At 69.4% G+C, this 19,661-nt stretch carries 17 protein-coding genes; 4 read left to right on the top strand and 13 right to left on the bottom strand.

What is annotated here, in order from left to right; translation table 11 throughout:
- Positions 1-47 precede the first annotated feature (47 nt).
- The gene (locus QSK05_RS27995) at positions 48-1,463 is read left to right on the top strand and encodes an ATP-binding protein (protein WP_285600348.1); all 1,416 of its coding nucleotides are present in this window, start codon (positions 48-50) and stop codon (positions 1,461-1,463) included.
- A gap of 997 nt (positions 1,464-2,460) precedes the next feature.
- Here QSK05_RS27995 and QSK05_RS27990 read toward each other — a convergent pair.
- On the bottom strand, positions 2,461-4,548 hold the full coding sequence (locus QSK05_RS27990) for an MMPL family transporter (RefSeq protein ID WP_285600347.1): 2,088 nt from the start codon (positions 4,546-4,548) through the stop codon (positions 2,461-2,463).
- A gap of 79 nt (positions 4,549-4,627) precedes the next feature.
- Here QSK05_RS27990 and QSK05_RS27985 point away from each other — a divergent pair, with 79 nt between their 5' ends.
- Positions 4,628-5,074, top strand: a complete 447-nt coding sequence (locus QSK05_RS27985; protein ID WP_285600346.1) for a MarR family winged helix-turn-helix transcriptional regulator — start codon at positions 4,628-4,630, stop codon at positions 5,072-5,074.
- 77 nt (positions 5,075-5,151) lie between these two features.
- Positions 5,152-6,015 carry a DUF4253 domain-containing protein gene (locus QSK05_RS27980; RefSeq protein WP_285600345.1) on the top strand — a complete coding sequence of 288 codons (864 nt, stop codon included), beginning with the start codon at positions 5,152-5,154 and terminating at the stop codon, positions 6,013-6,015.
- 207 nt (positions 6,016-6,222) lie between these two features.
- Here QSK05_RS27980 and QSK05_RS27975 read toward each other — a convergent pair whose 3' ends face one another.
- Entirely contained in the window at positions 6,223-7,143 is a 921-nt protein-coding gene (locus QSK05_RS27975; protein WP_352302858.1) for an NADP-dependent oxidoreductase, read from the bottom strand.
- A 143-nt stretch (positions 7,144-7,286) separates the two neighbouring features.
- Between QSK05_RS27975 and QSK05_RS27970 the strand changes: the two genes are divergently transcribed.
- Entirely contained in the window at positions 7,287-8,156 is an 870-nt protein-coding gene (locus tag QSK05_RS27970; RefSeq protein ID WP_285600343.1) for a helix-turn-helix transcriptional regulator, read from the top strand.
- A 5-nt stretch (positions 8,157-8,161) separates the two neighbouring features.
- Here the strand turns inward: QSK05_RS27970 and QSK05_RS27965 are convergent, their stop codons facing one another.
- The 11 genes from QSK05_RS27965 to QSK05_RS27915 all read right to left on the bottom strand — a co-directional run bounded on the left by QSK05_RS27965 (position 8,162) and on the right by QSK05_RS27915 (position 19,567).
- Positions 8,162-9,379 carry an IS701 family transposase gene (locus tag QSK05_RS27965; protein WP_502879827.1) on the bottom strand — a complete coding sequence of 406 codons (1,218 nt, stop codon included), beginning with the start codon at positions 9,377-9,379 and terminating at the stop codon, positions 8,162-8,164.
- A 56-nt stretch (positions 9,380-9,435) separates the two neighbouring features.
- Positions 9,436-10,848 (bottom strand): aldehyde dehydrogenase family protein, encoded by a 1,413-nt coding sequence (locus QSK05_RS27960; RefSeq protein WP_285600341.1) that lies wholly within the window; start codon positions 10,846-10,848, stop codon positions 9,436-9,438.
- Positions 10,848-11,945, bottom strand: coding sequence for an acyl-CoA synthetase family protein (locus QSK05_RS27955; protein ID WP_285600340.1), 1,098 nt, complete (start codon positions 11,943-11,945; stop codon positions 10,848-10,850). The genes QSK05_RS27960 and QSK05_RS27955 overlap by 1 nt, the downstream gene beginning before the upstream one ends.
- Complete coding sequence (locus tag QSK05_RS27950) at positions 11,942-12,358, bottom strand: YybH family protein (protein WP_285600339.1); 417 nt, start codon at positions 12,356-12,358, stop codon at positions 11,942-11,944. The genes QSK05_RS27955 and QSK05_RS27950 overlap by 4 nt, the downstream gene beginning before the upstream one ends.
- Positions 12,355-13,164, bottom strand: coding sequence for an arylamine N-acetyltransferase family protein (locus tag QSK05_RS27945; RefSeq protein WP_285600338.1), 810 nt, complete (start codon positions 13,162-13,164; stop codon positions 12,355-12,357). The genes QSK05_RS27950 and QSK05_RS27945 overlap by 4 nt, the downstream gene beginning before the upstream one ends.
- Positions 13,165-13,195: 31 nt before the next feature.
- Positions 13,196-14,209, bottom strand: coding sequence for a 3-oxoacyl-ACP synthase III family protein (locus QSK05_RS27940; RefSeq protein WP_285600337.1), 1,014 nt, complete (start codon positions 14,207-14,209; stop codon positions 13,196-13,198).
- Positions 14,206-16,074, bottom strand: a complete 1,869-nt coding sequence (locus tag QSK05_RS27935; RefSeq protein WP_285600336.1) for an anthranilate synthase family protein — start codon at positions 16,072-16,074, stop codon at positions 14,206-14,208. Before QSK05_RS27935 ends, QSK05_RS27940 begins: the two co-directional genes overlap by 4 nt.
- Positions 16,071-16,694 carry an isochorismatase family protein gene (locus QSK05_RS27930; RefSeq protein ID WP_285600335.1) on the bottom strand — a complete coding sequence of 208 codons (624 nt, stop codon included), beginning with the start codon at positions 16,692-16,694 and terminating at the stop codon, positions 16,071-16,073. Before QSK05_RS27930 ends, QSK05_RS27935 begins: the two co-directional genes overlap by 4 nt.
- Before the next feature lie 24 nt (positions 16,695-16,718).
- Positions 16,719-17,513: a 2,3-dihydro-2,3-dihydroxybenzoate dehydrogenase gene (locus tag QSK05_RS27925; protein WP_285600334.1), complete on the bottom strand. Its 795-nt coding sequence runs from the start codon at positions 17,511-17,513 to the stop codon at positions 16,719-16,721.
- The gene (locus QSK05_RS27920) at positions 17,513-18,841 is read right to left on the bottom strand and encodes a 3-deoxy-7-phosphoheptulonate synthase (RefSeq protein WP_285600333.1); all 1,329 of its coding nucleotides are present in this window, start codon (positions 18,839-18,841) and stop codon (positions 17,513-17,515) included. Before QSK05_RS27920 ends, QSK05_RS27925 begins: the two co-directional genes overlap by 1 nt.
- Before the next feature lie 99 nt (positions 18,842-18,940).
- Complete coding sequence (locus tag QSK05_RS27915; RefSeq protein ID WP_285600332.1) at positions 18,941-19,567, bottom strand: flavodoxin family protein; 627 nt, start codon at positions 19,565-19,567, stop codon at positions 18,941-18,943.
- Positions 19,568-19,661: the final 94 nt, after the last annotated feature.

Genomic DNA, 19,661 nt, shown 5'->3' with positions numbered 1-19,661 from the left:
CCCGACCTGTACTTGAGCCCCAACTCACCCCTCGGACACCGTGAATCATGGCTCTGGTCGCCCGGCTGCGCGCCGCGGGCGAGGACACTACCGATGTTGAGGTCAAGGCGGCCGCTGGCGGGCTGCCGGACTCGCTGACCCCGTCGTTGAGTGCACTGGCAAACCTGCCCGGTGGTGGCACCATCATCCTGGGACTGGACGAGCGAGCTGATTTTGCTCCTGTTGGCCTCAGCTCCGTTCAGCAGCTCAAGCAAGGGCTGGTGAGCAAGTCGCGGTCCTTGGTGCCGCCGGTCCAGCTCGCCATCGGTGACGGCACCGTCCATGGTCAACCGGTGGTGATAGCTCGTGTTCACGAATGCGATCCGTCGTCCAAACCGTGTCGTGTAGCCGCAACAGGCAAGGCCTACCTGCGCAGCTATGACGGCGATTTTGAGCTGTCCCAGGTGGAGGAACAGGGGTTCCTCGCGGCTCGCACTTTGCCTCACTTCGATCGCCGACCCGTTGAGGGGGCCACTCGTGAGGATCTGGACGAGGAGTTGCTCTCCTCGTTCATTCGGGCCGTGCGGGATCGAGACCCGTCTGGCTTAGGGCGCTTTCGATCAAATGAGGAACTGCTGCGGCGAGCGGGAGTCGCTCTGGACGGAGGACAGCCCAGTGTGGCGGGCCTCCTGGCTCTCGGTGTGTATCCTCAGCAGTTCTTTCCCCGCTATGTGATCCAGGCTGCAGCTGAATCCAGGCCCGATGATCCCATCGGGGTACGGGCGCGCAACCAGATGACGATCACGGGCCCGATCCCGCGCATGCTTGACGAGGCGATGGCATGGGCACGAAGAGCTTTTGACAGCGTGATCACTACTGAGGCCGGCGGGATGGTGGTGGACCAACCTGAGTACCCACTCGTGGCCTTCCGGGAGCTCATTGCCAATGCGCTGGTGCATCGTGACCTGGACAACTGGTCCGAAGGTCTGTCCGTCGAGGTCCGGCTACGCCGTGACCGACTCGTGGTGAGCAATCCCGGTGGCCTGTATGGCATTACCGCAGATCGCTTGGGCCGTGAAGGCGTCACGTCAGCACGAAATGCAAGGCTCGTTGCCATTTGTCAACACGTCAGGACACCCGACACCGGCGCTCGCGTGATCGAGGCGCTTGCCAGCGGCCTCCCCATCGTTGGTTCTTCGCTGTCCGAGGCCGGCTTGCCGCCGGCCAAGTTCTTCGATGCGGCGATCCGGTTCACGGCTCTTCTCACACGGTCAGACGTCCGTAAAAAGAGCGGAACATCCTTGACACCCACGCAACAGCGGATCTACGAAGCGCTGGAGCGCATGTCCACGGTCAAGGAATTGGAAGATGCCCTCGGACTGGCGGGAGCAACTCTTCGAAAAGCGCTGCGGGCCATGGCCAACCTGGGGCTGGTCAGTCAGCAGGGTGGTCGAGGACGTTCGACTACCTATCATCGTATGTGATGCACCCTCCTCCAAGTCTCGCAGCGTCAGCATCTCTGTGTCCTTTGGCGGTTCCACATGGCTTCTTGCCTGCAGCTGAGCACTTCGCCGCCCTGGCGGTGGCCGCGGCCGGAGCCGGCGACCGGGTGCTGACCGCCGGTGCGCTGGCGCGTCTGGGTGCCCCGGAAGAATTGCCTGACAACAGCACCCGGCTTCTCACCCTGCACCACGCGATCCGTGCCGGGCAGTGGGTGGACGACTGCGACCTGGTGGCCCGCTGTGCCACCGAGCTGACCCCGCACGCCCGGCTGCCGGTGATGGCCTCCCTCGCGGTGGCGTGTTTCGGCTCGGCCTCCGATGTGCTCGGTGCCGCTGCACTGCATGCCCAGGACGCCGACCGGGCCATCGACCACCTGCACGACGCGGTCTGCGACAACCTGGCCCTCGGCCACCGCCCGGCCCTGGCTCTGACCCGGTGGCGGCTCGCGGCGGCGCTGGAGACCCGAGGGCGGCCCTACGACCTGTACGAGACCGGGGTACATCGCGAGTGGGCCACAGCCCTGGCCGGGGAGCTCGGGATGCCGCTGCCCGCCGACAATCTCGTTGGTGCACCGCCTTTTTTGCCCGCGAACACGGTGAAATGCGCGAGGAGGGGCCGGTTCTGGCGGCTGAGGCTGGGAGAAGCGTTGGTTGAGGTGGAGAACTCGGTCGGCATGGCGCACCTCGCGGTGCTGTTCGACAATCCGGGACGCCCGGTCCCGGCGAGCGGGCCCGCACCGCGGTGGCGAAGGCCATCCGCCGGGCCCTCGACCGGATCGAGGGCCAGCACGCCGAACTGGGGAGCCAGCTGCGCCGGGAGGTCCGGACCGGGACGTCGTGCTGCTGTCAACCGGGTCGTCGAGTTCGGCCCGGCTGATGGTGTTCGCGCTCATGACGGGGGACTTGGCTTCAAGACCGGGCGGGACATCCCCGGTGGGTCCTGGCGCGTAGGCCCCAGGACCCCCGGTGAGTGCTCTGATCAGCCCTGCTGCACCGGGCGGCGCGGCCACCAGAAGCGGTCTCCGAGCAGGATAGCGATGGCGGGTACGAGCACGGTGCGGATGACGAAGGTGTCCAGCAGCACTCCGACGCAGATGACCACACCGATCTCGGCCAGGCCCACCGACGGGAGCAGCCCCAGGACGGTAAAGACCGCGGCCAGCAGAATGCCTGCGCTGGTGATGACTCCGCCGGTTACCGACAGAGCGTGCAGCATCCCCTGGCGCGACCCTCTCGCGGCGGTCTCTTCACGGGCCCGGGTGACCAGGAAAATGTTGTAGTCGATGCCCAGGGCCACCAGGAAGACGAAAGCAATGAGTGGAACGTTGGTTTCGAGTCCTTCGTAGCCAAGGATGCCGGTGAAGATCCACCACGAGGCCCCCAACGCGGCCGCATAGGTGGCGACCACGGTTCCGACCAGGATGACCGGTGCCAGGAGGGAACGCAGCAACCCGGCCAGGACCAGGATCACCAGTGTCACCAGCGTGGGGACGATGAGGAGCAGGTCTCGCTGAGTAGCGTCCGACCGATCGATCGCCAGGGCTTCTGTTCCGCCCACGAAAGTTTCCGAGTACGGGTCCAGATCGGATCGCAGGGCGTTGACCGCGTTCTTCGCCTCGTCCGAGCCGGGTGCGGCTTGTAGCACGACCTCGATCAGACCGACGCCGCCGGCCTGCTGAGTGATCGCGACGGACTCGACCCCATCGATCTGCTGCGCCCTCTGCGCGATCGTCTCCGCATTGTCCTTGGTCAGGATCTGGACCGGATCGGAGGTTCCGGCCGGGAACGACTCACCGAGACGCTCGGCGGTGACGACCGCCTCGGGTGCCTCCTTGAACGCCTCGGCGCCGTCAAGGCCGAGGCTGATGCCGGAAAGCCCGGTCGAGGCAACCACAACCAGTAGCAGACAACCGACCACGATGCTCTTGGGCCGGAGCGACACCAGTCGGCTGACCCGGGCCCACACCGAGCGGTCCGGCACGTCAGCGCTATTCGGGTCGACCGGAGTGAACCGGGGAACCCGCGGCCAGAACACCCAGCGCCCGCAACACACCAGCGCTGCGGGCAGCACGACGAGGACGAAGGCCGAGGCGACCGCGATCCCGATGGCCGAGGCAACTCCCAGGGCCCGGGTGCTGGGGGTCAACGAGAGCACGAGGGTGAGGACTCCGAGTACGACGGTGGCCGCGCTGGTCAGCACTGCCTCGGCAGTACGCCTCAGCGCGATCGCCATGGCTTCATAGCGGGATGCGTAGTTCCCGAGTTCGGTGCGGTAGCGCGAGATCAGTAGCAGCGCGTAGTCCGTCCCGGCACCGAACACCAGGATGGACAGGATGGAGGTGGTCGCATCGTCGAAAGCAACGTCGACGGCGGCCATGATCTGGGTCGCGATGACCGCCGCCAGACGGTCGGCCACGCCGATGACCACGAGCGGGATGGTCCACAGTACGGGGCTGCGGTAGGTGACGACCAGCAGCAGAGCCACCACGAGAGCCGTCGCGCCGAGAAGGCGGGTGTTGGCGCCGTCGAAAACGGCGTCCAGGTCGGTGGCCACCGCGGCCGGTCCGGTCACTCCGGCCTCGACGCCGTCAGGGGTCTGTTGCGCAAGATCGGCGCGCAACGCCTTGACCTCGACGATCTGCTCGGCCTCGGTCGTCGTGCGCAGCGGAACCAGCGCGAGTGCGGCAGTGCCGTCCTCCGCGAGCGTGACACCCGCCGCGTCGGGGACGCCCCAACGCACGGACAGGTCCCTCAGCTCCTGCAGCGTCGCTTTCGACAACTGCCCGGAGGACGCCTGGAACAGCACGACCGCGGAGTTGTCCCGGTCGGGGAGGCCGTCCAGCAGCTGTGTTGCCTTCGCGCTGGCCGAACCGGAAGGAAGGGCGTCGGTCGACCGCGCCGAGCGCTCGCCGTCGCCGACTCCCACGATGGCCAGCACCGCCAGCACGATCGGGATGAGGGCGACGAGTGGGGCGAGTCGCCGCGTCAGGAACCGGTTGACCCAGTGCTGATCGCGCCCACCCCGCAGCCCTGGGGGACCTACCGTAAGGTCAATGCCTGAAGACACGAGAAATCCCATCGAGCGAGATGCCAACCAGCAACGTAGCTCAGTCGGCTAGTTGCTAAGAACGTGAGAGACTTTGCCAGTGAACGATCCCTTGGTCAATCCGGCGACCACCGATGCCGTCCAGGACCTGGTCGTCGCCGCTCTCGAGGTGCGGCGCAAAGTGATCCAGCAACTCGGCCTGACCGAGACTGAGCTCGGTGCACTGGAGCACCTGTCGCTCACCCCGTCGTCTCCCGGTGAACTGGCCCGGCTCCTGCATGTCAGTACGGCTGCCTCGACCGGCGTCGTCGACCGACTGGAAGGTCGCGGACACGTCGAACGCCGCCCCCACCCCACCGATCGCCGGCGCACGGAGGTGCATCTCACCTCGAGCGGGCGCGGTGCGATCGAGCGTCAGTTGATGCCGATGCTGGCTGGGCTGTCCGCCCTGGACGAAGGGCTCAGCGAGAGCGAGCGCGCCACCGTCCTGAAATACCTGCGGGGTGTCGTTCAGGCCTTCAGCCAGGTGAACAGCCCGACGTCGTAGTCGGCCGGAAGTCCACCCCGGGGTGCCCTTCCGGCGGGCGGCCCGGGGGAATGGCCAACTGACATGATCATCAGGTGATGAACGATCCTGGCGAGATCATGGCCGCGTTCCGGGGAACGGCGTTGGAAGGAATGCCGGTCATGCAGGACCCGGACTCCGATGACGTGCTGTTGGTCGAATGGCCCGATCCCAGCGATGTGCTCACCGGCTGGAGGGCGGCACGAGGGGTCATGTCGCTGACCGGCCGGCGCGCGGTCGCGGTTGACGGTGAGGAAGATGTGAACTGGTTCGGGGAGGTGGATTCGGCGGAGCTGGCCGAACTGGAGACTGCCTCACGGGAACTGGACCCGTGGCGTGAGAGGAACCGGTGGAGGGGTGCCGAGCCTGAGGAGCCGGTCGATCTGGATCAGGTGAAGTCCTTCCTCGATTTCTGGCCCATGGGCCCGGAGTGGGACGTCGAGGCTGCAGCGCGTGAGGTCCTGCCGGGCCTGCCGTCTGTGGCGACCTCGGAGGCGCTGCAGCGTCACCTGCTCGATCGGATCACCGGTGATGCACCTCTGGCCACCCGGTTTCGCAGTGCCAGCTCGCCGCAGAAGCCCGAGGCCCTGGGATGGTACGTACCCCAACGCGCGCAATTCGCGCTGCTACCGACCACCAGTGCCTGGCTGTCGATGGCCTGGCTGGACTACTTCGGGGAAGAGAACAAGGCGGTGCTGGCCGCAGCTCTGCGGCAATGGCACGAGAAGTGGGGCGCCGAGATCGTCGCGTCGTGGGGAACGATGATGCAGTTCGTGGCCACACGGCGTCCGGAGTTCGGGCCGGATGCCTTGAATCTGGCCTACCAGCAACTGTCTCTGGCCGGGAACATCGATATATCTGAGATCGACCTGGCCTGGATCTTGTCTCACGTCAATACCTGGTTCCTTCATGAGCGGCCCTGAACGGGGGGTCTTACTGCCGCAGCCCGCCGTTTCGAGCCATCGATGACGGGTGGCGCCGACGCGGGGCCGGTTGCAGCATCCTGCGCCGGAGCCGAGTGAGTATCCACAGCCCAAACCCAGAGCCCGAATCCATCGTCGATGGACTCGGGCCGGATCCCTGCTGCAGGAATAGGTTATGTCGCTGGACGATGTGGCCGCGAAGGCGGATCAGGGCTGCAGCACGATTTTGCCCAGGGTGTGTCGCTTCTCGACCTCCTGGAAGGCGCGGGCCACCTCGGACAGCGGATAGACCGCCGAGATGGGGACTTCAATAACACCTTTGGTGGCCAGGTCACCCAGTTCGGCGAGGATCTCGGGGCTGGTGGCCGATTCGTTGCCCTTCGCGTTGACCCTGTGTCGGCCGGCCGCCGCGAAGTCGATCACGGTGTTGATCCGCTCGGCGGCGACGCCCAGGTCCAGTGCCAGGTCGACGTACCCGTGGCCGTAGGTGTCGATGAACGCGGTGATCGGCCCGTCGGCGGCGGCCTGAATGCGGGCCGCTTCACCCTCGCCGTAGGCGACCGGCACGATGCCGTGGTCGGTGAGCCAGCCGTGGTTGCGTTCGCTGGCCAGGCCGATCACGGTGGCCCCGCGATGCCTGGCCAGCTGCCCGGCGATGGAACCCACGCCGCCGGTGGCACCCGAGACCACCACCACGTCGCCGGGACCGGGCCCGACCGCCTCCACCGAGGCGTACGCCGCGGTGCCCGCCACGTACAGCGACCCCGCCACGTTCCAGGACAGGGCCTGCGGCTTGGCGACGACCGCGTCGATCGGAGCCAGGACGAACTCGGCGTGGCCGGCCCGGTCGTGGGTGTAGCCGAACACCTCGTCGCCCGGCTCGAACGATCCCGCGTCCGGGCCCGTCGCGACGACGACGCCGGCGAAGTCGCTGCCCTGTCCGGAGGGGAAGGTGGAGGGGAACTTGTCGGCCAGAAGCCCTAGCCGGATCACCCCCTCGCCCGGGTTGACGGCGGTCGCCCGGACCTCCACGAGCACCTGTCCCGGGCCGGGAACCGGCCGCTCCAGTTCGGCCAGATACAGCACATCGACGTCACCGAAGTGGTCGTAGCGCACCGCCTTCATCACGGACTCCCCTCGTCGTGGATGCCGGGCCGTCCGGCCCGCGGCTTTCCATGCTGGTGGCCGGCAAGACGCTTGCACAGCGGAGCGTTCTGCCTAGGATTCGTGATCCGTGGTTCGGTGGGGGCCGGTCGGGGGAGAATGCACCGGTGCATATCAACCGGAAGGATCTGGCTGACTTTCTGCGTCGCAGTCGCGACCGCCTCCAGCCCGGCGACGTAGGTCTGGGCCCCGGGTCGAACCGCCGTACTCCGGGTCTGCGCCGGGAGGAGGTAGCCCTGCTGGCCGGGATGTCGCCCGACTACTACATGCGTCTGGAACAGGCCCGTGGCCCGCAGCCCTCGGCGCAGCTGCTCACCTCGCTGGCCGGTGCGCTGAGGCTGAACCGCGACGAGCGGGACCACCTGTTCCTGCTGGCGGGGCAGTCGCCGATGGTGGGCCCGCCGAGCGGGCGCCACGTCGAGCCGGGCCTGCTCTACCTGCTCGACCACCTGACCGGAACCCCTGCTCAGGTGCTGAACGACCTGGGTGACCTGCTGGCGCAGAATCCGGTGGCGGAAGCGCTTTTCGGGTGCGTCTGCACGGTGTCCGACGAAGACCGCAACATCATCTGGCGGTGGTTCACCGATCCACGGGTGCGCCAGGCCTATCCGCCTCAGGAGTGGGAGGAGATGAGCCGCATCCACGTGGCCGATCTGCGGGCCGCGTTGGCCCGGCGGGCGGCCTCCGGACCCGACCCGGTGGCCCGAGGGCTGATCGAGCGCCTGAGTGCAGCGAGCACCGAGTTCGCCGCGTTCTGGGAGCGGCACGAGGTCGGCGTGCGGATGCGCAGCCGGATGCGGGTGCAGCACGACCTGCTGGGGCCGATCGACCTGGAGTGCCAGACCTTGCTGACCCCCTCGGACGACCGGCGCCTGCTGATCTTCACTCCGGTGCCCGGTTCGGACGCCCTCTCCCGCCTGGAACTGCTCAGCGTGATCGGGCACGAGAAGTTCGGGCCGTACCACGACCCGGTCTGAGCGGGTCACACCCGGGCGCGGATCCGGGCCTGGGGTGAGGACGGGCGCCGGGCCATGATCACGGCGTGCGCCACGGACGCCAGGGTCATGTGCCGGTGCCAGCCGCCGAACGAGCGACCGGTGTAGTCGCGGATGCCGACCCTCTCGGTGATGGTGCTCGCGTCCTGGGCCACCTGGGCCAGCAGGCCGGTGAGGTGCAGGAGCCGCGACAGGTCTCCCGGGACGTGGCTGGGCAGGTTGGTCAGCCAGTGCTCGGCCGGTCCGGGGGCGAGGGTCGAGCCCGTCGAGACCAGGTGCAGGGGGCCGTTGCCGGGCTCGTCCCGGGGATCGGCACGCACCGGCACAGTGCTGACGATGCTGGTGCGCATCTGTCTAGGGCCGGCCGGATCGTGCCAGACAACCGGTCGTCTCAGCGATCGCACGGTGGCGCTGATCAGTTCCACCGGTCTGATGGCAGCCGGCCGGAGAGAGGGGGCTCCGACCGGCTGCCCGCTCAGGAAGGGCGCCGGGGCGAGGACCGGGGTGCAGTCGGGCACCCTTACCAGGAACGGCCGCCCCGCCGATTCCAGCAGCCGGACCAGGGCCACCACGTCCATGGCGCGGGCGTCGGCCACCAGGGGTCGGGCCGGGTGCCCCTGGTGTGCGGCCAGTTCCAGGCAGGCCCGGACCGCGCACTCCTCGAGACCCTCCGTGGCCGCCTCGGGCGGGACAGCCGCCTGCCGCCGCCGCTCCTGGTTGCCCGTCCATTCCTCCGGCAGCTGCAGGCGCCAGCTGACCGGGATGTTGCCCCGCGGTGAGGCTGCCCAGACCCCGTACGAGCTCTGCAGATTCATGGTGCGCCCAGACGCTGCGTCGAAACGCCGGGTCACCCCGACCGTGTGGGTGCCGGCCTTCTCCACCACCATCGGCTGGAGCACCCAGGCCGATGTCAGACCGTGCTCGGTACTGCGCCGGGCCAGGGCGTGCCGCACCGGCCACCAGTCCCAGGTGGACTCGCTGACGAAGTGGTGCAGGCTCTGCTCGCTGGCGTCGGGGCCCAGGACCTGGGCGATGTTGCGCACCGACTTGCGCCCTCGGGCGCGCAGCAGCCCGCGCACGTAGTTCGTTGCCTTGACCCGCTGGTCGCGGCGGGGAAGTGAACTGAACAAGGGCGCACAGATGTCCTCTACCTCCCCCTGCTCCTCAGCTTGCGTCCCAGGCTCCGCCAACGAGGCGTGGCGCATCGGTCTCCCCCCTACATCGCAACCGAACCGGGAGAGCGGACGGCTCTCCCGGACTCTCACTCCCTGATGACGGTCTTGGTGCGCATCAGGAACTCACCCAGGTACGAATCGTGCGGCACCCCCGGCCGCATCCAGTGCGTCGGATGGTCACCGACGTGCACGTTGGCGATCGTCGGATCGTCGACCAGATCGCCGATCAGGTCCTCGTCGGTCGTGATCGCGGTCAGGACCAGCGAGTGCTGCAGGGGCACGAGCGGATCGGCCCGGCTCCACGGAGCCACCCAGACGCAGGGAAACGGTAATTCGATACCCAGCCGGGGGTCCCGGGAGTTTCCCACCAGATGGACGGCCGGCCGGAGCACGGCGCTGCCGTCGCCCAGCTCGTGCACAATGCCCTCGCCCCCGAGGACCGGCTCGGCATCCCGGGCGGCCCGCTGCAGGTACTGCTCCAGGGCCCGGGCCTGGGCCAGCGGCTGCACCGGCAGGGCGGCCGACGGATGCTGTGGCGGCAGCGACGGCAGGTGCGCCAGTCGCTCGGCGATCGCCCCGGCCAGCGGCCGGGGGTCGCCCTCGACCAGCAGGGCGGTCGCGTTGATGCAGGCCACACCGGCCTCGCCGGCCACCGAGGTGACGATGGTGTCGAGGTGTTCGCGCCAGTCCTGCTCGGCTGTGATCAGGATCTTGGCCCGGCCCGGACCCTGCGGCAGCACCCGTGTGTCCCAGGCGTACTTCCTCACCACCTCGTCACCGCCGTAAACCATTCCCAGGTCGGCCCGCTCCAGGATCTGCCCGGCCCCGGCGTGGTCGGTGGGCAGGAAGATCACCTGGTCGGAGTCGAAACCACTGCTCCGCAGGGCCGTGATCAGCCGGTGCCCGGTGAACGGCTCGCGCTGGGAGGGGCGCACCGCCACCCGGTAACCCAGCGCCAGGGCCTCCGGCCACAGCCCGTGCGGACCTGGATGGTTGCCGGCCGCGTGCACGGCGAGCACCTCGCCCCGGCGGGTCCAGACCGCCCGTCCGGACTCGGCCGCCCGGGTGCGCGGGTCGCGCCAGTGCCCGACCGCGCCCTGGGGCCGCGCCTCGAACCCGTTCTCGGCGATGCCGCGCAGCACCTCGGCGATCGAGTTCACGGCGTTGTCGACGACCGTGACCGGAACCCCCGAGACCCGGGAGACGATCTCGCGGTACCGCACCGGGTCCAGTCCCGCCACCGTGGCCTGCTCGAACACATCCGCCGCCCGGGCCATCGCGGCGATCCGTTCGTCCTGCGGCAGCGGGCGTGTCCGTCGCAGCGCCTCCAGCGCGCGCCCCACGTACAGCGGCGGGACCAGGCTCAGCTGGGCCAGGGGGGCGCCTGCGACATCGTTCACCGTCAGCCGCTGCCGGGTGCGGTAATAATCCCGGCCGGGGCCCATGGCGTCGATCATCGCCAGGTCTCCGGTGGTGGCCGGCGTGAGGGTCGGGGCCATCAGTACACCCCCTCCACCACGTCCTGACCGCCGTCCTCCTGGGTCAGCGGCGCCACGTCGGCCACCGAGTCGCCCAGTTGCCCCGGCAGAGCGGGTATCCGGATGGCGCTGTCGCGTTCGCGGTTGTTGGGCAGGAGCGCGCAGGCGCTCAGATGATGCATGATCACTTGCCCGCGTTCGCCATGAGCGACGGGTCGGCCCGTGTGCGGGTCCACCACCGACAGCGTGAAGTAGGGCGAGAAAGGGTCGTACACGCACGGGTCGTCGTCGCCCAGGCCGGGGCGCTCACCGGCGTTGCCGAGAATCATCGTGCTTCCGTACCCGCTGTAGAGGACCACCTCGGGAAAGATCTCCTGGCGGTAGAGGTCACGGGTGTCGGCATCCATGTGGGTGCCCACCCAGTTGATCGCCCGGACCTTTTCGCGGACCAGCTTGACCAGGTCGTCCCGGCGGGTCAGGCGTTCCAGCACCGGCGGGGTGATCATCAGCACGCCGACGTCCTGGCTCTCCAAGACGTACCCCAGCTGATCGACCAGGTGCTCGGCATACCGGCCGGCGCCCTCGCGATCGCCCGAGCTGATCAGGTGTTTCACCCAGCGGGGGTCCAGGTCGACGGAGAAGGAGAGTCCGCCGCGGCGGGCGGCCTGCCGGGCGATCACCTCGCCCACCATGTGGGGCCCGGTGGGTACGGCGTTGAGCCAGTTCACGCCCTGGGGAATGCCGTGGCGGTCGAGCTGGTCGCTGCTCCAGGCCAGCAGCTGGTCCAGCCAAAGCTGCATCAGAACAACGCGTTTGGGGCCACCAGTGGTGCCGCCGCTCTCGTAGATCCCGATGATCTCGGGGGACCGGCCCAGGCCCCGGGGGATCAGGTCCTCCACCCGGGCGGTGCGCAGGTCGCCGGTGAGGTCGGGAAAGCGCTGGAGGTCGGCGTACTCGCGGATGTCGCGCAGCGGGTCGAAATCCAGCGACGGGGCTCGTTCCAGCCAGAACGGTGAACCGGTCTCGGGGGAGAAGTGCCACCGCATCGTCGCCCGGACGAACTCACCGGGGTCGGGTTGCTGGTCGTGCGGGGTCAGGAGGATCGGGGGAATGTTCATGCTTGAACCTGCCGGATGTCGAGGGCGGGATGACCGGGGCGTTCCGGGTCTTCCTGGGGCCAGCTGATGACGTATCGCCAGGTGCCGTCGGGCGCGCGCCGGGCGACGTCGGTGGCGACCCCGCGGGCGTGGTTCGCCTGCCCGTTCGGCCCGGTGCCGTCGAACCGGAAATCGCTGATCAGCAGCGCAATATCGGGACCGGCCAGCACGTGCCGCAGGGTGGTGGTGATCGGCAGGCCGCGGCCCAGGACGGCGGCGGTGCCAGCCCGGCGCTGCTCACCGCTCAGGACCAGACCCGGCTGGGGCACGAGGATCGCTGTCGGCTCGTACAGCGGCTCCAGCCGCGCCTGGTCGCCGCTGTTGAACGCCGCCGCGAACACGGCGGGCAGATCGTGGGGCCGGTGGGCGCTCATGCCTGGATCCCGACCGGGCCGGTGACGTCGGCCGCGACCAGGGGGGCCACCGGGGCCCGGTCCAGGTGGATGCCGAAGTGCTGCTTGTAGGCGGCCAGTACGGCGGTCTCGTCGGGCAGTTCCTCCACCACGCGCCGACCTTCCTCCAGCCGGACCAGGGTGCTGCCCTTCAGCGTGACCCGGCCCTGCGGGGTGGCCAGGGTGCAGAACAGGTCCTGCAGGAACGGCGACTGCGGGCTGGTGCGCCACCACCAGAGCGTAGGGCCGAAGTCCGCGGGCCGGGCCGGGTGCAAATCGAGCTGGTACAGCGGCTCGCCGTTTCGCCGCACCTCCAGGCCGCCGCCGTCCTGGGTGGGGCTGAGCAGGTACTCCCCGTGCGGGTCCGACTGCGGGGCCGGTTCGACGATGCGCAGCGGCCGGCGGCTGTTGCGGCCGAAACCGGCGTCCACCAGCCAGTCCTCGTCCTCCAAGTGCACCCGCAGGGCCAGGTGGCAGAACGGTGGGCCGAGCGCGCCTCCGCGGTAGACCCGCCCGGGCAGCAGATCGACCTGGTAGCCCAGGGCCTGCAGCAACAACCCGAGCGCGGGGTTGACCTCGTAGCAGCCACCGCCGCGATGCTCTGTGACGATCTTGGTGAGCACCTTCTCGTCCAGGTGGATGGGCTCGTCCAGGTGGTACCCCAGGTTCTCGAACGGCACCGACAGCACGTGCCGTTCCTGAAGGTGGCGCAGGCTCTCCAGATCGGGCCGGGCCGGTCGCCGGGCGCCGATGCGGGCCAGGTAGGCGTCGATCGTTCTCTGGTCCACGGTTCTCCTCCGTCGCAGGGGCTGCCGGTCCTCACCAGCGCAGCAGGGTCAGGCCGAGGCTCATCCCGCCGCCGAACCCGGCCAGCAGCACCAGGTCGCCGGGGGCCGGGCGCCCGGACCGGGCCAGCCGGTCCAGGGCGACAGGCAGGGACGCGGCGCCGGTGTTACCGGTGTCGGCCAGGTACGAACGGATCTGGTCGGGTCGGAAACCCGCCAGGCCGCCCAATTTCTCGATCATCGGGCCATTGGCCTGGTGCGGCACGAAGTGGGCCACCGCAGCGGCCTTCAGGCCCAGTTCCCCGAGGAACGCGGTGATCGCAGGGGCCACCGATTCCTCGACGAACGTGCGCACATCCCGCCCGCGCATGGTGAAGTAGTGCTCCCCACGTTCCAGGGTCTGCACCGAGGCCGGTCGCCGGCTACCTCCGGCCGGCACGGTGATCAGGTCGTGCGCGGAGCTGAAACCGGCCAGCCGGCTGGCCACCTGACGGCGGTGCCGGGAGGCACCCAGCACCACCGCCCCGGCGCCGTCTCCGAACAGCGCCACGGTGCGCCGGTCGGTGGGATCGAGGATGCGGGAGTAGACGTCAGCCCCGATGACCAGGGCCGGCCCCGGCCGCCGGGCCCCGGCCAGCAGGCCCTGGGCCGCCGACAGGGCCAGCACCCAACTGCTGCACACCGCGTTCAGGTCGAACGCGGCCGTGCCCGGCCGGGTCCCCAGGGCGTTGGCGACCAGCGCGGCCGTGGCCGGCTGCGGCACGTCCGGTGTGGAGGTGGCCACCACGACCAGGGAAACGTCGGGCGCCTCGAGCCCGGCGTCCTCCAGGGCGGCCCGGGCGGCCGCCACCGCAAGGTCGGAGGTGGCCTCGTGCGGATCCACCCAGTGCCGGGACTGAATCCCTGTCTTGAGGGTGATCCAGGCGTCGTCCACCCCCGCCGCGGGGGCGATCTCGTCATTCTTGACCACCCGCGCGGGCAGGTGACTGCCGGTTCCCAGGATCCCCAGGGAAAGAGCGACGCCCGACTCCAGGTGGGTGGTGATCACCGCACACCCCCCTGGCTGGGCATCCGGTCCAGCAGGCGTCCCACCACGCTGCCCAGGATGCGTACCCCGTCCCGGGTGAGTACCGATTCGGGGTGGAACTGCATGGACGCGAACAACTCGCCCTGCATCGCGTGGACCTCCCCGGTCACCGTGTCGCGGTCCACGCGCACCGGCCCGGCCTGCCGGTGGGTGAAGGCCGCGTGATCGGAGAAGACCGCGAACGCGTTGTAGAAACCCACCTTCTCGGCCCGGCCGAACACCTCGACGTGGCGCTGGAGTCCCTGGCTGGGTGTGTCCCGCCGACGCACCGGCAGGCCCAGGCCGAGCCCGAGTACCTGATGGCTCAGGCAGACGGCCAGGAACGGTCGCCGCGCGGTCAGGAGGTGCTCGGTTGCCTCGTGCAGACGCCCGATCCGGGCGTCCGTGCGATCGCGGGGGTCGCCCGGCCCCGGCCCTAGAATGACCAGGTCATGCGCGTCCAACGGAGCGGCCCGGTGATGCGGCACCAGGTCCACCTCCAGACCCAGGAAGCGCAACTGCTGGGCCAGCATCGCGGTGAAGGTGTCCTCCGCGTCGATCACCAGGACTCGGGCCCCGGACAGGCTGCCGATGTGCTCCTCGGGCGCCGCCCCGGACAGCCAGAAGGCCGCGATGTCGCTGTTGCGTCCGGCCAAGGCGCTGGTGACGCTGGGATGGGCCGAGAACCGCTGCGCCGGGCGCCCGTCCAGGGCGGCCAGCGGCCCGGCCGCCTTGGCCACCGTCTCGGCCACCTCGGCGTCCGGGTCGGAATGGCGCACCAGCGTGGCGCCCACGTCCAGGCGTAGGTGCCCGGACGCGTCGATGTCGCTGGTGCGGATCAGGATGGTGGAGTCCAGGGCCGCCGCGCCGTCGGGCTCGCGCTCGATCAGGCCCAGCACACCGCTGTAGTAGCCGCGACCGCGGGTCTCGTAACGGGCGATCACCTCGCACGCGTTCTGCAGCGGGCTGCCGGTGACGGTGGGCGCCAGTAGCGTCTCGCGCAGGATGTCGCGCGGATCGCCGTTGCTGTGCCCGTGGATCAGGTACTCGGTATGGGCCAGCTGCGCCATCTCGCGCAGGAACGGCCCGGCCACCCGTCCGCCGCCCGGACAGATGCGGGCCATCATCTTGAGTTCCTCGTCCAGCACCATGTACAGCTCCTCGGTCTCCTTGCGGTCGCCGAGGAAATGCAGCAGCCCTTCCAGGCTGGGCCCGCTGCGTGGATAGCGGTACGTGCCGCTGATCGGGTTCATCGAGACCGTGCCGTGCCGCAGCGCCACGTGCTGTTCGGGACTGGCTCCCACCAGGGTCCGGTCGCCGGTGTGCACCAGAAACGTCCAGTAGGAGCCCTTCTCGTTCTCCAGCAGCCGCCGGAAGAACGACAGCGCCTGGGCGGGGGAGTACCCCTCCAGATCGGCCTCGAAGGAGCGCTTGATGACGAAGTTTGCGCCCTCACCAGCGCCGATCTCGTTCTTCAGTACCGAGGCCACCAGATGCCGGTAGCTTTCGTCATCGGTGTCGAAACCGGCCCGGCGCAGCTTGACCGGCTGGTCCGGCAGCCGGCGCAGAGCCATGTCCAGATCCACCTCGGCGTACCCCTGCACCGGCATGGCCAGCAACTGCGCGTCGTCCTCCAGCGCTGTGAACCCGCGCTCGGTGACCTGCCGGAAGGGCACCAGGACCAGCACTCGCGGCGCCTGCGGCACCTCGGCCAGCCGTTCGTGCCCGCTGAAGGACCCGGTCAGGACCTCCAGCACCCCGGCACCCGCAGGATGCCCGCCAGGCCGGTGCAAGAGGGCGAAGGGTGAACCGGTGTCCGCCAGCACGGTGTCCAGAAGATCACTCATGGCGCGACCCGTTTCGTGGTGGTGACTACCGCACAGGCACTGGCCGCGTAGTCCAGGGCCAGACGGTGATCCCGGAGGGAGAAGTCACCGGTGGCGTCGGCGACCAGGAACGTCTGCACGTCGTGCTGGAAGGCATCGGCCAACGTCATCAGCACCCCCACGTGGGCGTACACCCCGCACACCACCAGCTGGTCGCGGCCGGACGCCTGGATCTGCTCGCGCAGACCGGAACGGACGAACGCGCTGTAGCGCCATTTCGTGAGCTGCCAGTCGTCCTCGCGTGGTGCGATCGGAGCGGGCACGCCCCGATCGTCGGGCCGCGCGCTCATGCCCGGCCCCCACACGTCGGCGAGCAGGCCGCGTTGCTGCGGCGTCATCGCGCCCGGCTGCAGGCTGTAGGCCACCTGCACCCCGTGACCGCGCGCCCAGGCCAGCAGCTCACCGGCCCGGGCCAGGAGCTGGTCGCGCAGCGGCCTGGGGAACGGCCGCAGGAAGAAGTGCTGCAGGTCGTGTACCAGCAATACCGCCCGCGCCGGATCGACTTGCCAGGTAGCCACATTGGTCGGAAGGTCGCCCTCCGAGGGGAGGGGATAGGGCTGGATCGGGGCAATGCTTCGCACAGTTTTCTCCTCGTGGCCGGACGTTCAGACGCCCAGGGTGGCGCCGCCGTCGACGGTCAGGGTCTGGAGTGTGATGTGGCCGGCCCGGTCGGAGAGCAGGAAGACCACGGCCTCCGCGATGTCTTGCGGGAGAGCCAGTTTCCCCAGCGGGATGCCGAGTCGATAGGTGTCCAGCCGCCCGCCCAGTGTCTCCTGGCGACCGGATTCGTCGTGCCACATGCCGGTCAGCATCGGGGTGTGGGTGGAGCCCGGGGCAACCACGTTGCAGCGGATCCCGTGCCCGGCGACCTCCAGCCCCAGGCACTTGGTGTACATGGCCGCCGCTGCCTTCGAGGCCGCGTAGGCGGCCATGCCGGTACGCGGGGTCTGCGCGGCATTGGAGGCGATGGTGACCACGGCACCGCGCCGTCGGGTGAGCATCCGGTTCACCACCGCCCGGCAGACGTGGAAGGTGCCGGTGACGTTCACGTCGAACGTGTGGGCCCACTCATCGTCGGTCAGACCGTGGGCCTGCCCCAGGTGCAGCACCCCGGCCCCGTTGACCAGGTAGTCGGTCGGTCCCAGCCGACGCTCGGCCTCTGACACCACGTGCTCGACCTGCTTGGCGTCGGTCAGGTCGGCCTGCAGGGCCTCCACCCACAAGCCTTGCGAGGTCAGGCCGCCGACGAATTCCTCGAGCCGATCGGCGTCGTGGTCCACCGCCGCCACCCGGGTGCCGAGGGCGGCCAGGGTTTGCGCGACCACGGATCCGATGCCACCGGCCGCCCCGGTGACGAACGCGGACCGGGCCCGGAACGGGCTGTCGGTCATGGTTGTCATCAGTTCTCCCAGGCCGAGATGACGGAAAGCGCTTGGGACATGCTCAGTCGGGGGTCGCAGGCGGTCAGGTAGGCGGCGTCCGGCGCGTCGACCGCGGCCAGATGTGCCGCGTCGGCCACGCATTCGGTGACGGCGTCGGGAGTGGCTTCCAGATGCAGCCCGCCCGCCGCGCCGCCGTTCTCCTCCACCGCGCGGCGGAACTGGCGCACCTCCTCGATCAGCGACGTAATCAGACGCGTCTTGCGTCCGCGGGGTGAGGAGATGGTGTTGCCGTGCATCGGGTCGCACATCCAGATCACCGGATAGCCCTCTTCCCGAACCACTTTCACCAGGTCGGGCAGTCGGCTGCCGGCCAGGTCGGCCCCGATCCGCGCGATCAGGGTGAGTCGGCCGGGACGGCGCCTCGGGTCCAGACGTTCGCACAGGGTCAGTAGCTCGGCGGCCGACATCTGTGGGCCCACCTTGCAGGCCACGGGATTGGCCACCCGGGAGAGCAATTCCACGTGTGCCCCGTCGGGGTGCCGGGTGCGCTCGCCGATCCACGGCCAATGGGTGGAGGTCAGCAGCAGCCGGCCGTCGTCGAGCCGGCGCAGGGCGGGCACCTCGTAGTCCAGCAGCAGGGCCTCATGGCTGGTCCACACCGGGGAGTCGACCCCGGCGCCGTGCGGTAGCTGTGAGCGCAGGGCCTGCATCACCCCCGCCGCGGCGTCGTGGCACAGCAGTATCCGCCGGGGGTCGGGCAGGCGGTGCAGCAGGCCCGGCAGGGGGGAGTTGACCATGTGCCCGCGGAACACCGGAAGTTCTGTGCCCTGGACGTTCTCGCTGGTCTGGGAACGGGGTTTGACATACTGGCCGGCGATCCGCCCGACCCGCACCACGGGCTTACCGGTGCTCATCCGCAGCGCCCCGGCCAGGGTGTCCAGCAGGCCTGCCTTGCGGATGACGTGGGTGGGGGAGGACTGCTCGGGATCTTCGGCACAGTCCCCGGCCTGCAGTACGTGCACCCGCCCGGCGGCCACCCGGCTCAGGTGCGAGCTGAGCAGGTCCACCTCGGCCGGGCGCACCAGAGGGGCGCGCTCCAGCAGTTCCCGGTGCACCGAGTGCAGGACGTCCGGGTCGGGCCACAGCGGCTGTTGCCGGGTGGGCAGGGCGCCGAGCTCGTCCATCAACTGGCGGAACGTGGCCGGGTCGGTGGTCCCGTTCCAGGGGGACTGCCCGCCGCGGCGGGATCGGCCGTCGGTGCGCGGATCGGGATGGTGCGGGTTTCTGGAGCGGTGGCCGGCCCGGTGCACGGGCACGGCCGGGTTCAGGGTGCTGACGTCGGACACAGATGACTCCTGGCAGGCAGAAGGGCGCGCTCCCGGCCGTAAGGGCCGTCGGGAGGCGTGGTGTCGGTGTTCTCGGACCAGGTCTGCGAGTGCGACCGCTCAGGTCTGGGCGGGCCGATCGCCCTGCACCAGGGCGCGCGCGATGCCCACCGTGCGGCGGGCCAGAAACTCCGCGGCCCCCAGGTTGTCCGGATCGACGTTGCCCGGCTCGTTGCGGGAGACATTGCTCGCGCCGTACGGGTTGCCGTTGGCCGGGCGGAACAGCAGCGGCTCGGTCGACCCGCTGGAGACGATCAGCGCCCCCCAGTGGCAGAAGGCGTTGTGCAGCGCCAGGATCGCGCTGACCTGCCCACCGTGCGGTGCCGAGCCCGAGGTGAACACCGAGACCACCTTACGGTCGAGCTGCCCGGCGATGGACGGTTTGGCCGTGGTGTCGACGAAGTGCAGCACCGGTGCTGCCGGCAGCCCGAACCGCACCGGTGTGCCGACCATGATGGCGTCGGCCCAGACGAGATCGTCCACACTGGCGTGCGGCACGTGGGCGATGCGCTCGCGGTGCGACGTCGAGGCCTCCTCGTCGGTGGTCGGCGGATGCTCGACCAGATCGGGGATCACCCGCAGACGCACCTGGGCCCCGGCCTTCTGGCCGGCCTCGGCGGCGGCCGCCCCGAGCAGATGGGTGTTTCCGGTCGCCGAGTAAACCACCACGGCAAGCCTGACGTTCATCGAACTTCCCCCCGGAGTCATCGATTGATCAGGCATCAGCCTGGTCGAAAATTGTCACTTCCGCCACCCTTTCGAAACAATTAGTGCGATTTGT

The organism is Kineosporia sp. NBRC 101731 (assembly GCF_030269305.1).
Lineage (GTDB): Bacteria > Actinomycetota > Actinomycetes > Actinomycetales > Kineosporiaceae > Kineosporia.
Note: the sequence above shows the minus strand (reverse complement) of the source record. Positions and strands in the feature narration are given on the sequence as shown.